General features: G+C 61.0%; 10 protein-coding genes and 1 tRNA gene. 7 read left to right on the top strand and 4 right to left on the bottom strand.

Translation table 11 applies throughout. The annotated features are described in order from the left end of the window. The first annotated feature begins 247 nt into the window (after positions 1-247). From fdnG to PMI01S_RS28500, 7 genes are all read left to right on the top strand, one after another. Positions 248-3,313: a formate dehydrogenase-N subunit alpha gene (fdnG, locus tag PMI01S_RS28530; protein ID WP_139273047.1), complete on the top strand. Its 3,066-nt coding sequence runs from the start codon at positions 248-250 to the stop codon at positions 3,311-3,313. Then, entirely contained in the window at positions 3,314-4,249 is a 936-nt protein-coding gene (fdxH, locus tag PMI01S_RS28525) for a formate dehydrogenase subunit beta (protein ID WP_084323417.1), read from the top strand. It abuts the gene before it with no gap. Then, the gene (locus PMI01S_RS28520; protein ID WP_084323416.1) at positions 4,246-4,899 is read left to right on the top strand and encodes a formate dehydrogenase subunit gamma; all 654 of its coding nucleotides are present in this window, start codon (positions 4,246-4,248) and stop codon (positions 4,897-4,899) included. The genes fdxH and PMI01S_RS28520 overlap by 4 nt, the downstream gene beginning before the upstream one ends. Positions 4,900-4,904: 5 nt before the next feature. Beyond that, the gene (gene fdhE / locus PMI01S_RS28515; protein ID WP_084323415.1) at positions 4,905-5,831 is read left to right on the top strand and encodes a formate dehydrogenase accessory protein FdhE; all 927 of its coding nucleotides are present in this window, start codon (positions 4,905-4,907) and stop codon (positions 5,829-5,831) included. An 835-nt stretch (positions 5,832-6,666) separates the two neighbouring features. Then, positions 6,667-8,088 carry an L-seryl-tRNA(Sec) selenium transferase gene (gene selA, locus PMI01S_RS28510; RefSeq protein ID WP_084323414.1) on the top strand — a complete coding sequence of 474 codons (1,422 nt, stop codon included), beginning with the start codon at positions 6,667-6,669 and terminating at the stop codon, positions 8,086-8,088. After that, entirely contained in the window at positions 8,085-9,992 is a 1,908-nt protein-coding gene (gene selB, locus PMI01S_RS28505) for a selenocysteine-specific translation elongation factor (protein ID WP_084323413.1), read from the top strand. The genes selA and selB overlap by 4 nt, the downstream gene beginning before the upstream one ends. Before the next feature lie 6 nt (positions 9,993-9,998). Further along, a tRNA-Sec gene (locus PMI01S_RS28500) sits at positions 9,999-10,094 on the top strand. A 6-nt stretch (positions 10,095-10,100) separates the two neighbouring features. On the opposite strand, the gene PMI01S_RS28495 is transcribed toward PMI01S_RS28500, so the two are convergent. The 4 genes from PMI01S_RS28495 to PMI01S_RS28480 all read right to left on the bottom strand — a co-directional run bounded on the left by PMI01S_RS28495 (position 10,101) and on the right by PMI01S_RS28480 (position 15,919). Beyond that, on the bottom strand, positions 10,101-11,432 hold the full coding sequence (locus PMI01S_RS28495; RefSeq protein WP_084323412.1) for an OprD family porin: 1,332 nt from the start codon (positions 11,430-11,432) through the stop codon (positions 10,101-10,103). 56 nt (positions 11,433-11,488) lie between these two features. Beyond that, the gene (locus tag PMI01S_RS28490; protein WP_084323411.1) at positions 11,489-12,142 is read right to left on the bottom strand and encodes a hydrolase; all 654 of its coding nucleotides are present in this window, start codon (positions 12,140-12,142) and stop codon (positions 11,489-11,491) included. A gap of 607 nt (positions 12,143-12,749) precedes the next feature. Next, positions 12,750-14,018 (bottom strand): OprD family porin, encoded by a 1,269-nt coding sequence (locus PMI01S_RS28485; RefSeq protein WP_084323410.1) that lies wholly within the window; start codon positions 14,016-14,018, stop codon positions 12,750-12,752. Between the two features lie 128 nt (positions 14,019-14,146). Then, a complete protein-coding gene (locus PMI01S_RS28480; protein ID WP_084323409.1) occupies positions 14,147-15,919 on the bottom strand; it encodes an acyl-CoA dehydrogenase C-terminal domain-containing protein in 1,773 nt (590 codons plus the stop codon). Positions 15,920-15,935 lie beyond the last annotated feature (16 nt).

Raw genomic sequence — 15,935 nt, 5'->3', positions numbered from 1 at the left:
AGCCGTGTGGAGGGTGGATTTGTGGAGAGGAGGTTTTGTGGTGAGGGGATTTATCCCCCCACCACAAAATCCATCAGCCACAGGCTCCCTCCCACCGGGGAAGATGCCGGGCCGGCTGTCGGTTTTCACACTGTCCGCAACAGCATTGTCTAGAGTTTGAAGTGTCGGCAGCCCGTCTGCCGCTACCGTGATCGTCCAGAAAAAAACCGGCAAAAGTGCCGGGTCTTCACCTGATCAGGAGTGCACGATGGACCTCAACCGTCGTCAGTTCTTCAAGGTCGCCGGTATCGGCCTTGCAAGCTCGAGCCTCGGCGCGCTGGGCATGGCCCCGGCGCCGGCCTTCGCCGAGCAGGTGCGCCACTTCAAGCTTGCCCACACTCATGAAACCCGCAACACCTGCCCGTACTGCTCGGTCGGTTGCGGCTTGATCATGTACAGCCAGGGCGATGCGGCCAAGAATGTCGCGCAAAACATCATCCACATCGAAGGCGATGCCGACCATCCGGTCAATCGCGGCACGCTGTGCCCCAAAGGCGCAGGCCTGCTGGACTTCATTCACAGCCCCGGCCGCCTGCAATACCCGCAGGTGCGCAAACCGGGCAGCAGCGAATGGACGCGGGTGTCCTGGGATGAAGCGCTGGATCGCATCGCCGACCTGATGAAGGCCGACCGCGACGCCAACTTCATCGAGAAGAACGACCAGGGCCAAACGGTGAACCGCTGGCTGACCACCGGTTTCCTTGCGGCTTCGGCGGCGTCCAACGAGGCGGGTTACATCACCCACAAGGTCATTCGCAGTCTCGGCATGCTGGGGTTTGATAACCAGGCGCGTGTCTGACACGGCCCGACGGTGGCAAGTCTTGCCCCGACGTACGGCCGTGGTGCCATGACCAATACCTGGACTGATATCGCCAACGCGAATCTGATCCTGGTGATGGGCGGCAACGCAGCAGAAGCGCACCCGTGCGGTTTCAAATGGGTGACCGAAGCCAAGGCGCACAATGCCGCGAGGCTGATCGTGGTCGACCCGCGATTCACCCGCACCGCGTCCGTGGCCGACTATTACGCGCCCATCCGCACCGGCACCGACATCGCCTTCATGGGCGGGCTGATCAATTACCTGCTGACCGAGGACAAGATCCAGCACGAATACGTGCGCAATTACACGGACGTGTCGTTCATCGTCAAAGCCGGGTATGGCTTCGAGGACGGAATATTCAGCGGTTACGACGTGGCCAAGCGTGCGTATACCGACAAGTCCGGCTGGGGTTATGAGCTCGGTGACGACGGCTTCGTCAAGGTAGATCCCAGCTTGCAAGACCCGCGATGCGTCTACCAATTGATGAAGCAGCATTACAGCCGCTACAACATCGAGCTGGCCAGTCAGATTTGCGGCATGCCCGTGGAGGCCATGCAAAAGATCTGGGAGGAGATCGCCACCTGCTCGCAACCCGGCAAGACCATGACGATTCTCTATGCCCTGGGCTGGACGCAGCACTCGATCGGTTCGCAGATCATTCGCAGTGCCGCCATGGTGCAATTGCTGTTGGGCAACGTCGGCATGCCGGGCGGGGGCGTCAATGCCCTGCGCGGGCACTCCAATATCCAGGGGCTGACGGACCTGGGGCTGCTGTCCAATGCGCTGCCGGGCTATCTGACGTTGCCGCAGGACGCGGAGCAGGATTACAACGCCTACATCACCAAACGCACGCAAAAACCATTGCGGCCGGGGCAGCTGTCCTACTGGCAGAACTACAGCAAATTCCACGTCAGCCTGATGAAAGCCTGGTACGGCGGCAACGCCACGCTCGAGAACAATTGGGCGTATGACCATTTGCCCAAACTCGACATCCCCAACTACGACATCCTCAAAGTGTTCGACCTGATGGGGCAGGGCAAGGTCAACGGCTATATGTGCCAGGGCTTCAACCCGATTGCCGCGTTGCCCGACAAAAACCGGGTGATGGCGGCGCTGGCCAAGCTGAAATGGCTGGTGGTGATGGACCCGCTGTCCACCGAAACCTCGGAGTTCTGGCGCAACGTCGGGCCGTACAACGACGTGCAAACCGACGGCATCCAGACCGAAGTGATTCGCCTGCCCACCACCTGTTTCGCCGAGGAAGACGGCTCTCTGGTCAACAGCAGCCGCTGGCTGCAATGGCACTGGAAAGGCGCTGACGGCCCTGGCGAAGCGCGCACGGACGTGCAGATCATGAGCGAGCTGTTCCTGCGTCTGCGTCAACGCTATCAAGCCAATGGCGGCGCTTATCCCGACCCGATCCTCAAACTGTCGTGGCCCTACAAGATTGCCGACGAACCGATGCCGGAAGAGCTGGCCAGGGAAATCAACGGCTACGCCACCACCGACTTCACCGATGCGACGGGTGTGGCGATCAAGGGCAATGCGCAACTCGCCGGCTTCGGCCAACTCAAGGACGACGGCAGCACGGCTTCAGGCTGCTGGATTTTCTGCGGCAGCTGGACCGAGACCGGTAACCAGATGGCCCGGCGCGACAACAGCGATCCGTACGGCATGAAACAGCATCAGGGCTGGGCCTGGGCCTGGCCGGCGAACCGACGGATTCTCTACAACCGCGCCTCGTGCGACCCACAAGGCAAACCGTGGGACGAGAAAAAACGCCTGGTGTGGTGGAACGGCAAAGTCTGGGGCGGCACCGACGTGCCGGACTTCAAGGCCGACTCGCCACCGGAAGCCGGGATGAATCCGTTCATCATGAACCCCGAAGGCGTGGCGCGATTCTTCGCCGTGGACAAGATGAACGAAGGCCCGTTTCCGGAACACTACGAGCCATTCGAAACGCCCATCGGCATCAATCCGCTGCACCCGGAAAACAAGAAAGCCACCAGTAACCCGGCGGCGCGGATCTTCGATTCGGTGTGGGACTCCCTCGGCGTGGCCGAGGATTATCCGTACGCCGCCACCAGCTACCGCCTGACTGAGCATTTCCACTTCTGGAGCAAGCACTGCAAGCTCAACGCGATTTCCCAGCCCGAGCAATTTGTCGAGATCGGCGAGGTGCTGGCCAAGGAAAAAGGCATCGTCGCCGGTGACCGGGTGCGGGTCAGCAGCAAGCGCGGGCATATCGAAGCGGTGGCGGTGGTGACCAAGCGGATACGTCCGTTGCAGGTCAACAATCAGGTGGTGCACCAGATCGGCATCCCGTTGCACTGGGGATTTACCGGGCTCACGCGTCACGGGTACCTGACCAACACCTTGGTGCCGTTCCTCGGCGATGGCAACACTCAGACCCCGGAATCCAAGTCATTCCTGGTCAACGTGGAGAAAGTGTAAATGGCCAGCCAAGACATCATTGCTCGCTCGGCCACCACGACGGTTTCGCCGTCGGTGCGCAATCAGGAGGAAGTGGCCAAGCTGATCGACACTACCAAGTGCATTGGTTGCAAAGCCTGTCAGGTCGCCTGTTCGGAATGGAACGAGCTGCGCGACGACGTCGGTCACAACCTCGGCACTTACGACAATCCCCAGGACCTGAGCGCGGAAACCTGGACCCTGATGCGCTTCACCGAGCACGAAACCGACGCCGGCAATCTCGAATGGCTGATCCGCAAGGACGGCTGCATGCATTGCGCCGAGCCGGGCTGCCTGGCGGCGTGCCCGAGTCCGGGGGCGATCATCAAGCATGCCAACGGCATCGTCGATTTCGATCAGGATCACTGCATCGGTTGCGGCTATTGCATCACCGGTTGCCCGTTCGACATCCCGCGGATCTCGCAAAAGGATCACAAGGCCTACAAGTGCACGTTGTGCTCGGACCGGGTCGCTGTGGGACTGGAACCGGCCTGCGTGAAAACCTGTCCGACCGGGGCGATTGTGTTCGGCACCAAGGACGACATGAAGGAGCACGCCGCCGAACGCATCGTCGACCTCAAGAGCCGCGGCTTCGCCAATGCCGGCCTGTACGACCCCGAAGGCGTGGGCGGCACGCACGTCATGTACGTGTTGCATCACGCCGACACGCCTGTGTTGTACGCCGGTTTGCCGAACAGTCCGACGATCAGTCCGCTGGTGGAATTGTGGAAAGGCGTGAGCAAACCCCTGGGCTTGCTGGCCATGGGGCTGGCGGTGCTGGCCGGGTTTTTCCATTACGTGCGCATTGGTCCGCAGCTGGTTGAGGAAGACGAACTTCCGATCCTCAAAGACCCGGCGGTACACGAAGTCGATCCGGCGGTGCACACCTTCGATCCGCGCGGGGAGGACAGACCATGATCCGCAGACAGATCCTGCGCTACACCCCGAACCAGCGCACCAATCACTGGCTGGTGGCGATCTTCTTTTTGATGGCGGCACTGTCAGGGCTGGCGCTGTTTCATCCGGCGTTGTTCTGGCTCAGCAACCTGTTCGGTGGCGGGCCGTGGACGCGCATCCTGCATCCGTTCATGGGCGTGGTGATGTTCGTGCTGTTCCTGGGGCTGGTGATTCAATTCTTCAGGGCCAATTTCTTCATCAGCAATGACCGTTTGTGGCTGCGCCGCGTCGGGCGGGTGATCCAGAACGAGGAGGAGGGCGTGCCGCCGATCGGCAAATACAACCCGGGGCAGAAGCTGCTGTTCTGGACGTTGCTGTTGTGCATGCTGGTGTTGCTGTTCAGCGGGTTGGTGATCTGGCGCGCGTATTTCAGCGAGTATTTCGGCATCACCGCGATTCGCTGGGCGATGTTGCTGCATGCCTTGGCGGGATTTGTATTGGTGTTGAGCATCATCGTGCACATCTACGCCGGTATCTGGATCAAGGGCTCGGTGAGCGCCATGGTGCATGGCTGGGTCAGCCGCGCCTGGGCAAGGAAACACCATGAACTCTGGTACCGGGAAGTGACGCGCGATGAACACCCTGAGCGACCGATCAGTAAAAAAGGATAAGCACCTTGGCGACGACTCTTGAGCCTGGCGAGATTGAAGCGGCGGCGAGTTCTCCGCCGTTTCTGCACCTGCCGCCGAATAACCTGTTCGCGTTGCGCGCGCAGCGACTGGAACGGTTGGCTGAGGGGCATCCTTTGGCCGATTACCTGCTTTTGGTGGCCGGGCTGTGTGATGTTCAGCAGCAATTGATGGACGATCCGCCCGTCGCTGCGTTGCCGGACCCTGAACGTCTGCGGGTTTGCCAGCAGCATGGCTTGCCGCCGTTCGCTGCCGACAGTCTGGTGCGCGAGGACGATTGGTTGCCTTGGCTCGATGCGCTGTTGCGCCGTCATCAGCCACCGTCGCAACTGGAAGTCGAGAGTGCGATAACCCGCTTGCGCAATGCCGGTGCCGGTCAGCTCAAGGCCTGGGCAATTGCTTTGGTCAGTGGCCAGTTCGCGTTGCTGCCTGCGGCGTTGGTGCCATTTCTGGGCGCTGCATTGCAGGTTGTCTGGAGTCATTGGTTGCTGAATACGCCTGATCTGTTCTTGAAACCCGGTGACAGTCTCAACCAGTGTCCGGCGTGCGGTTCGCCGGCGATGGCGGGGGTGATCCGGCATCGCGGTAAACATAATGGCTTGCGCTATCTGGTGTGTTCGCTGTGCGCCTGCGAATGGCATGTGGTGCGGGTCAAATGCGTGTATTGCGAGCAGAGCAAGGGTCTTGAATATGTCAGCTTTGATGATGACCGCCATGCCGCCAATCAGGCGCCGTTGCGGGCTGAAGTGTGTCCCGGTTGTCGCAGTTACCTGAAGTTGTTGTACCTGGAAAACGATGCTGATGCTGAAGCGCTGTCGGGTGATTTGACCAGTCTGATGTTGGACATGCGGCTGGAGCAGGAAGGGTATCAGCGGTTGGCGCCGAATCTTTTGTTTGCGCCTGGAAGTGATTGAATCTGTCTTGGAGGTTTTAAACGCTAGGGGGACATATCCGTTTCTGCGGTAACGGCGGCTATTGGTTCCGCCCTTACGGCGAGTCACTTGGAGAAGCGCCAAGTAACCAAGCGCTCTTGCCCCTTTCGTTCGGTGCCTCGCTGTGGCTCGGCATGCCCTCGTTCCGGTCTCACGAGGGGGCGCGACTACCGCCACAGCGCCGCGAGGCGGCCTTCGGGCCGACCTGGGCGTCAAGCGGGCGCGCTTCGCTCATTTGTCGTTTACATCCCTCTTGAACAACTCCTATTAAATGTGGGAGCGGCGGGTATGAGATGGGGGGGCACTGCCGATGACCTTGACCGAAAACAGGTCGGCTCTAAGGCCGCCTCGCTTTGTTTTTGATCTTGATCTTGATCTGCCCCGTCGGAAGGCAGAGTGGAGGTTCTGCGCAGTGGGCAACCCGGCATGGATGCCGGGTTAGCCGCCCCCGGCCATGGATGGCCGATGGCGGCGGGACCACGGAGCAGGACCGGAGCGAGGGGATGGCGAGCCTTAGCGAGCCACCGTACGTCAGGGGCGCAGGCGCTTGGTTACTTGGCGCTCTTCCAAGTGACCCGCCGTGAGGGCGGAACTATTAGCCGCCGTTACCTCAGCAACGGATATGTACACCCTCAAAAAACAAGCCGCCTGACGCTCAGCCATCGCTAGCAAGCCAGCTCCTACAGGGGGGCCGGGGACATCAGCAAGAACAGGTCGGCTGTCAGGCCGCCAGCGCACGAGCGCCAGCCGTACGCAGATCCATTGTGGGAGCGTCAGCGACTACACTCAGGCGGTCAGCCGTTTACGGGAGCCCCTGATGTCCTCCAGATCCGCCAGCCCGGCCTTGCGGCTACCTTCCATCGACAGTTTGCTGCGCCATCCGGCCTGTCAGCCACTGACCGAGCGCTACGGACGCGAGGCGTTGCTGGCGAGTTTGCGACAACTGCTGGATGACCTGCGTGAACCAGTCATTTCAGGACAACTCGAGGCGATAGAAATCACCCCGGAAATCCTCGCGGGCAGGGCTGGCGAACGCCTTGCCCAACAGCATCGCAGCCATGTCCGTCGCGTATTCAACCTCACCGGCACCGTGCTGCACACCAACCTCGGTCGCGCGTTGTTGCCACAGGAAGCGATTGACGCCGTGCTGATGGCCGCCCGTCATCCGCTCAACCTGGAATTCGACCTGCACAGCGGCAAGCGCGGCGACCGCGACGATTTGATCGAAGGCCTTATCCGCGAACTCACCGGCGCCGAAGCCGTGACCGTGGTCAACAACAACGCGGCCGCCGTGCTGCTGACGCTCAACAGCCTGGGCGCGCGCAAGGAAGGCATCATCTCCCGTGGTGAACTGATCGAAATCGGCGGTGCGTTCCGCATTCCCGACATCATGGCGCGGGCCGGAGTGAAGCTGCACGAAGTCGGCACCACCAATCGCACCCACGCCAAAGACTACGAAGCCGCCATCGGTCCGCGCAGCGGTCTGGTGATGCGCGTGCACGCCAGCAACTACAACATTCAGGGCTTCACCACGAGCGTGCCGACCGCTGAACTGGCAGAGCTGGCGCACAAACATGATTTGCCGCTGCTCGAAGACCTCGGCAGCGGCAGCCTGCTGGACCTGACTCGCTGGGGCTTGCCCGCCGAGCCGACGGTGCGCCAGGCATTGCTCGACGGTGCCGACATCGTCACCTTCAGCGGCGACAAACTACTGGGTGGCCCACAGGCCGGACTGATCGTGGGTCGCAAAGACCTGATCGCGAAGATCAAGAAGAACCCGCTGAAAAGGGCGTTGCGCGTCGACAAACTGACCCTGGTCGCCCTCGAAGCCGTGCTGGGGCTGTATCGCGATCCGGATCGTCTGGCCGAACGCCTGCCGAGTCTGCGCCTGCTCACTCGGCCACGGGCAGACATCCTCGCCCAGGCCGTACGTCTGCAACCATCACTGGCCAAAGTGATGGGTGACGGCTGGAGTGTCAGCGCACTGCCAGCACTGGGCATGATCGGTAGCGGCAGCCAACCGGTGGCGCGCCTGCCGAGTGCGGCGTTGTGCCTGCGACCGGAAGTCAGCAAGCGCCTGCGCGGTCGGCGGTTGCTTGAGCTGGAGGCTGCCTTCAGACAGCTGGACATTCCGGTGCTCGGTCGCCTCGACGACGACGCCTTGTGGCTGGATCTGCGGCAACTGGACGACGAGCCGGCGTGGCTGGCGCAACTCGATCAACTGCAGGTGCCCGGGTGATCGTCGGCACCGCCGGGCACATCGACCACGGCAAGACCGCTTTGCTGCAGGCCTTGACCGGTCAGGCGGGCGACCGTCGCCGGGAAGAGCGTGAACGGGGCATGACCATCGACCTCGGCTACCTCTACGCAGCGCTTGAACCCGGCGCGGCCCTGACGGGGTTTATCGACGTGCCCGGTCATGAACGTTTCACCCACAACATGCTGGCCGGGGCGCAGGGCATTGATCTGGCGCTGCTGGTGGTGGCTGCCGATGACGGCGTCATGCCCCAGACCCGCGAACACCTGGCTATCGTCGAACTGCTGGGCGTTCCTCGGGCGCTGATTGCGATTACCAAATGCGACCGGGTCGAGCCTTCCCGGGTGCAGGCCGTGCGCGAACAGATCGCCACCTTGCTGGCGCCCGGTCCTTATGCGGGTGCACCGCAGATTGCGCTGTCGAACACGACCGGCGAGGGCATTGAAACGCTGCGCCAGGCCTTGCTGGATGCGCAAGAAAACGTGCTCCAGCGCAGTGCCCACGGAGGGTTTCGTCTGGCGATTGATCGGGCATTCAGCGTCGCCGGCGCGGGCATTGTGGTGACCGGCACAGCGTTGTCCGGGCAGGTGTCGGTCGGCGACACGCTGTTGTTCGGCCCGCAGGGCAAGCCGGTGCGAGTGCGCGGCCTGCATGCGCAGAATCAGGCCGCCGACAGCGCAACGGCGGGCCAGCGCGTGGCATTGAACCTGAGTGCCGAGCGCCTGGCACTGGAGCAGATTCATCGGGGACACTGGTTGTTGGCCGAGTGGCTGTATGCGCCGACCCAACGCCTGGATATCGACATGCAATTGCTGGCCAGCGAACCCAAGCCCTTCGAGCACTTTCAGCCGGTGCATGTTCACTTGGGGACTCAGGACGTAACGGGGCGGGTGGCGCTGCTGGAGGGGGCCAGCCTGGCACCGGGCGAGCGAATGTTTGCGCAGATCCTGCTGAATGCGCCGGTGCAGGCGGTGAAGGGCGACCCTTTGATCCTGCGCGATCAAAGCGCTCAACGCACCCTCGGCGGTGGTCGGGTGCTGGACCCGTTCGCGCCATCCCGACAGCGCCGAAGCGCGGAGCGACTCGCGCAGTTGCAGGCACTGACCACGACAACAAATCTGGAGGACGTCCTGCCGGCATTGCTGATCAACAGCGACATCGGACTCGATCCGCAGCAACTGGAACGCCAGTTCAACCGTCTGCGCGGCACCTGGAATCTGCCCGATGATGTGCGCCTGATCGACACACGTCAGGGACAACGACTGTTCAGTACGCTGCGTTGGGAAACGCAAAAAGCCCGGTTAGTGGAGCATTTGGCGCGTTTTCATGAACTCGAACCGGACCAAATGGGCCCGGATCGGGGCCGCCTTCGCCGGTTCACTGGCACGGCGCTGGACCGCGCGACGTTCATCAGCCTGCTCGACGAACTACTGGCCAGCGGCGTGATTACCGCCAGCGGACCGTGGCTGCATTTACCCGGTCATCAGGTACGTTTGAGCGAGGAGGACGAAGCCCTGTGGCAACACCTGCAACCGTTGTTCGAACAGGCCGGTTTCGATCCGCCGTGGGTGCGTGATCTGGGAGGCAATGAGGTGGCGGTACGCTTGCTGCTGCGCAAGATGGCGCGCCTGGGCCAGGTGCATCAAGTGGTCCGCGACCTGTTTTACACCGATGCGATGCTGCGTCGTCTGGCGACTATGCTCTTGCAACTGGCGGCGCAAAACGAGGTGATTCAAGTCACCGCGTTTCGCGATGCGGTGGGCCTTGGGCGCAAACGCAGCATCCAGATTCTCGAATACTTCGACCGCATCGGCCTGACCCGACGCTTTGGCGACAAGCGCCATGTGCGTCTGGACAGTGCACTGGCTCGGCAAACAGAGCCCTGAGTTCAAGGAAGGCAATCGCGCCCGGTGGCGCGGCCGGGCTTCAAACCCGGTTGGGGACGGCATCCGTTCCCGGGCAGGTTCGACTCCTGCTGCCTTCCGCCATTTCCATCAGAAACGCCCGAAGTTCAGCGGGTACTCGATAACCACGTAAACCCGGTCGATATCATCGCCGGCCTGGGCGCTGTTGGCCCGGTGCGAGACATGGGACAGTTGCAGTGACAAGCCCTTGGCCGAACCGGACTGCACGATGTAGCGCAAGTCGATGTCGCGCTCCCAATGCCGTCCGCCATCACCTTGTTGCGGCACGTTCGTGCCCAGCGATTCATCGAACGGGTTGTAAGCGCCACCTTGGGGGGCATGGGTGCCATCAATCTGGCTGCCCCGGACATACCGGGTCATGAATTTCAGACCGGGAATGCCATAGGCACCCAGATCCAGGTCGTAACGCGCTTGCCAGGATTGTTCATGGGCGCCGTTGAAGTCGGCATACTTGATCGAGTTGGCAAGGTAGATGGAATCGCCGCCGACGAAATCGAACGGTGTATCGCCGTTGACCTTCTGATAGGCCAGGGTAAAGGCATGGGCATCGACGGTGTATTTACCCGACAGGCTGACCGCTGTGTTATCGATAGCGCCGGCAAGTGATCGGCCAGTGTCCTGGGTGTGATAAAGATTGCCATCGAGGAACCAACCGGACTGTTTCAGGTGCAGATTGCCGTAGTACTGATGCCAGGTGTCGGTCAATTCCGATGCGTACAGGGCTGCGCCGAGAGGGCTTTGCGTAAACAGGTCGGCACCCAGCAATGAAATGCCGCCCGCTTCGGTGTTTGCGCCATAGCCGTAGAAGTTGCCCTTGCCCGAAGAGGCGTCCTGGTTCTTGAACGCTGTAAAGTGGCCGGCGACCAGGTTCATCCCGTCGATTTCGCGGCTGTTCAACAGAAACCCGCTGGCGTATTCCGGTTGCAGACGTTTGTCCGCGGTGTCGAATACCGGGGTTTCGACCATCATTTCACCGAAGGCCAGGGTGGTTTTCGAGGCCCTGATCTTCAATGCGCCGCCGCCACTGGAGTAGCTGTCTTCGCTCCTGCCGTCACTGTCCAACGGCAACAGTCCTGTCCCGGAATGGCCCTTGCCGCCATCCAGTTTCAGCCCCAGAAACCCGTGGGCATCGATGCCAAATCCCAGGGTGCCGGGGGTGAAGCCCGATTCGAACGAGCTGATGAAGCCCTGGGCCCATTCCGCCTTGTAACTCTTGCCGGTGGGCGAGGGCGTACGGTAATCGCTGTTGAGGTAGAAGTTACGGCTCACTACTTCCGCCTTCGAGCCTTCAAGAAAACCCTGCACCGATTCATCGGCACGGGCAGGTCCAATAGTGCTGGCTAAAAGCACGGACAAGCACAATGGCAGCCTGACCCGGAGGTCTTGCGAGGAATATTTCATCGGTCAATCACCGCGGGGGAAAGCGACTCCGCAGGCCGCGGAGTCGCTGGTATTGCTTAGTGGCCTTCGGAAGCACCAAACATGGTCTTGGCGTAGATCAGCCCCAGACCGTAGGACCCACCGTTGGCAATCGAGGTTTTCACGGTTTCGTCGTAAGTCTCGGTACGTGCCCAGTCGCGCTGCAACTCAAGCAGGTATTGCAACGAAGTCATTGGGCGGGCGCCGATCTGGATCATGCGCTGCATGGCCATTTCATGAGCTTCGGTGCTGACGTCGCCACAGGCATCGGCAATCACGTAGACCTCAAAACCCTGGTCGATGGCCGACAGCGCCGGGCCAACGATGCACACGGAGGTCCACAGGCCGGCGAGGACGATTTTCTGTTTGCCGAACTTGTTCACTTCAACGGCAATGCGCTCGTCTTCCCAAGTGTTCATGCTGGTGCGGTCGATGACGTTGTGTTCCGGGAACACCGATTTGATTTCATCGAAAATCGGACCGGAGAAGCTCTTCTCGGCAACCGTGGTGAGGATGGTCGAAACCTTGAAGCCGCGGGCAGCCTTGGCCACCAGCGCGGCGTTGTTGCGCAGGGTCACGGCATCGATCGACTTGGTCGCAAAGGACATCTGCGACTGGTGGTCGATCATGATCAGCGTGTGGTCGGTCGGGGTCAGCAGGGTTTTGCCGGGAACTGCTTTTGCGATAGCCATGGCGAGGTCCTTACGGGTGAGTGAGGAGGCCATGGTTGCGTAAATTGACGCGGGGATATTGAACCGGTGTGCTGTGTTTTGACTTTCTTGTGGGGCGAGAACACCGGTGTCGCGGCCCCCCCTTCGCCAGCAAGCCGGTTCCCACAGAATCGGGGGATGCCGATGTTTTATGAACGACACAACCCGTGTAGGAGCCGGCTTGCTGGCGAAGCGATGGTGGCCGTTACGCAGCCTTACCAGATCGGCAACGTGTAACTGACAATCAAACAGTTTTCATGGAAATCACGGCCAAAATTCGTTGAAGCCCCCTTCGCCAGCAAGCCGGCTCCTACAGAATCGGGGGATGCCGATGTTTTATGAACGACACAACCCTTGTAGGAGCCGGCTTGCTGGCGAAGCGATGGTGGCCGTTACGCAGCCTTACCAGATCGGCAACGTGTACCTGACAATCAAGCGGTTTTCATCGAAATCACGGCCAAAATTCGTTGAAGCCCCCTTCGCCAGCAAGCCGGCTCCTACAGAATCGGGGTGTACCGATGTTTTATGAACGACACAACCCTTGTAGGAGCCGGCTTGCTGGCAAAGCGGTGGTGGCCGTTATCCAGTCTTACCAGATCGGCAACGTGTAACTGACAATCAAGCGGTTTTCATCGAGGTCGCTGCCAAAATTGGTCGAACGCACCGTCGCATTACGCCATTTCACCCCGACGTTTTTCAGCGGCCCGCTCTGCACGACATAGCCAATGTCGGTGTCCCGTTCCCATTCCTTGCCTTGCGGACGGTTACCGCCCAGGTCGATATTGTCCCCGGTGATGTAGCGCGTCATGAAGGTCAGGCCCGGTACGCCAATGGCCGCAAAGTTGTAGTCGTAGCGAGCCTGCCAGGACTTCTCGTCCTTGCTGGCGAAGTCGCCGATCTGCACGAAGTTCACCAGGAACGCATCGGTGCCATTGACGTAGGCGTACCCGGTGTCACCGCTCATGCCTTGATAACCCAAGCCCAACGCATGCCCGCCGAGGCTATAGGTGAACATCGCACCGATGGCGTTGTTATCGACATTGCTGCCGCCATCATCCGTTGAACGGGCGAAGCGCAGGTCGGTTTTCAACGACTGGCCGGTGGTGACCGGCAACACATAGGTCAGGTTGACCAGGTGCTGGCTGTAGAAATTGTCGAGATGCCCGTAGCTGTAACCGGTGGCGAGGTTGCCGGTCCATTTGTAGTTGAGGCTGGCGAAATCGAAGCTGTCGCTGTCCGGATGGCGGCTGGTGATGCCCTTGGCGCCGGTTCGGGTGATGCCCATGTCCTCGTAGTCCGAGGAATCGCGCTGGTTGACCTGCGTCAGTCGTCCGGCATCCACGCTCAGGCCTTCGATTTCCAGGGAGGTCAACTGACCGCCCTTGAAGGTTTGCGGCAGCAGCCGTGAATCGTTGGCCAGCACCGTCGGCAGTTTCGGCAGCAGCGTGCCGAGTTTCAGCGTGCTTTTGGAGGCGCGTACTTTGGCGGTCAGGCCCAGTTCGCCGTACTCGTCCTGCGCACCTTTGCGGGTGTCGCGATGGCGCTGTAGCAGGCCGGAGCCGGCGCGATCCGGGCTGGAGTCGAGCTTGACGCCCAGCAGGCCGATCGTATCGAAACCGAACCCGATCAAACCCTCGGTGAAGCCGGACTCGTAGCGCAGCAGGAAACCCTGCGCCCATTCCTCCTGCTTCGATTGCGCCGCGTTGGCCTGACGATAATCCCGGTTGAAGTAGAAGTTGCGCAGTTCGAGGCTGGCCTTGCTGTCCTTGATAAAGTCAGCCGCGGCGGGAGCCGAGAGGCTGATGACACCGCCGGCCAGAAACAGTCGGGTAGCGAGAATACGGGTGTTGCGATCCATGTGAAGCCCCTTTGTTTTTATTATGGAATGACGGCTTGCGCGACCCTCGCCAACCGGGCGAGGGCTTATCAATAAAAAAACGCGGACACCAAAAAGAGAGGAGCGTGGCGCCGCGTGCGGTTCAATCGTCAGAACTGCTCGGCCCTCAGACCGAACAACGAAGCACTGCCGGCGCGAATCGACTGTTCGAGGCTCAAAATGCGCGGCAGCAAACGATGGATGTAGAAGTCGGCGGTGGCGATTTTCGCGCCGTAGAACGCTTCGTCTTCGCCACGTTTTTTCTGAGCAACCTGCGCCATGCGCGCCCACAGCCAGGCGTAAGCGACATAACCGAACAGGTGCAGATATTCCACGGAGGCGGCGCCGACTTCGTTGCGGTTGGTCGCCGCCCGGTCCTGCAACCAGTCGCTCAAGGCTTCCAGGCGCTGCACGGCATCGAACAGTTGCGCGGAGTAGGGCGCGTCAGGCTGATGGGCGAAATGGCGGATCTCGCCGGTGAACTGACGCAGCGCGACACCGTTATCGGCCAGCACCTTGCGCCCGAGCAGATCCAGCGCCTGGATGCCGTTGGTGCCTTCGTAGATCTGTGCGATGCGCACATCGCGGACCAATTGTTCCTGGCCCCACTCGCGGATGTAGCCATGGCCGCCGAACACTTGCTGGCCGTTGATGCAGCTTTCCAGGCCGGTGTCGGTGAAGAAGGCCTTGGCAATCGGTGTCAGCAAGGCGACCAGGGTCTGGGCGGTGTCGCGTTCTTGCGCATCGTCGGAGAACTTCGCCAGATCGAGCTGCTGCCCGACATAACTGGCGAACGCGCGGCCACCTTCGGTCATGGCTTTCATGCTGAGCAGCATGCGGCGCACGTCGGGGTGAACGATGATCGGATCGGCGACTTTGTCCGGGGCCATGGCGCCGGTCGGGGCGCGGCTCTGAATGCGTTCACGGGCGTACGCCACAGCACTCTGATAAGACGCTTCGGCGCAACCAATGCCCTGAATGCCGATGGACAGGCGTTCGTAGTTCATCATGGTGAACATCGCCGCGAGGCCTTTATTGGCTTCGCCCACGAGCCAGCCACTGGCGCCGTCGAAATTCATCACGCAAGTGGCCGAGGCCTTGATGCCCATCTTGTGCTCGATTGAACCGCAACTCACGGCGTTGGCGTCACCGAGTGAACCGTCGGCATTGACCAGCACCTTGGGCACCACAAACAGCGAGATGCCTTTCGGCCCGGCCGGTGCGTCCGGCAGTTTGGCCAGCACCAGATGGACGATGTTCTCGGTCAGGTCCTGATCGCCACCGGTGATGAAAATCTTGCTGCCAGTGATGCTGAAACTGCCGTCGGCCCGAGGTTCGGCGCGGGTGCGGATGAGCCCCAGATCCGTGCCGGCATGAGCTTCGGTCAGGCACATGGAACCGGCCCAGCGACCTTCATACATTGGCGGCAGGTACAGGTCTTTCACGCTGTCACTGGCGTGGGCATCCAGTGCCAGGCAGGCACCGGAACTCAATGCCGAGTACAGCGCGAAGCTTGAATTGGCGCCGTAGAGCATTTCTTCAAACTGCACGGCCAGCATTTTCGGCATGCCCATGCCGCCATATTCGGTATTACCTGACAGGCCGACCCAGCCACCTTCGATGTACGTGGCATAAGCCTGTTTGAAGCCGATCGGCGTGGTCACCTGACCTTCATGCCATTGCGCGCCTTCCTCGTCGCCGCTGCGGTTCAAGGGTGCGATCAGGTGCGCGGTGACTTTTCCCGCCTCCTCAAGGATCGCGTCGGCGATGTCGGCATCGATGTTGTCAGCCAGGGCCGGCAGGCGCGCCCACAGGGCCGGGGCGTCGAACACTTCATGCAGGACGAAGCGCAGGTCGCGCAGGGGGGCTTTGAATTCGGGCATAACGTGAACCTCAACA

This window comes from Pseudomonas migulae NBRC 103157 (assembly GCF_002091715.1).
Classification (GTDB): domain Bacteria; phylum Pseudomonadota; class Gammaproteobacteria; order Pseudomonadales; family Pseudomonadaceae; genus Aquipseudomonas; species Aquipseudomonas migulae_A.
This window is presented reverse-complemented; position numbering and strand designations above follow the sequence as displayed.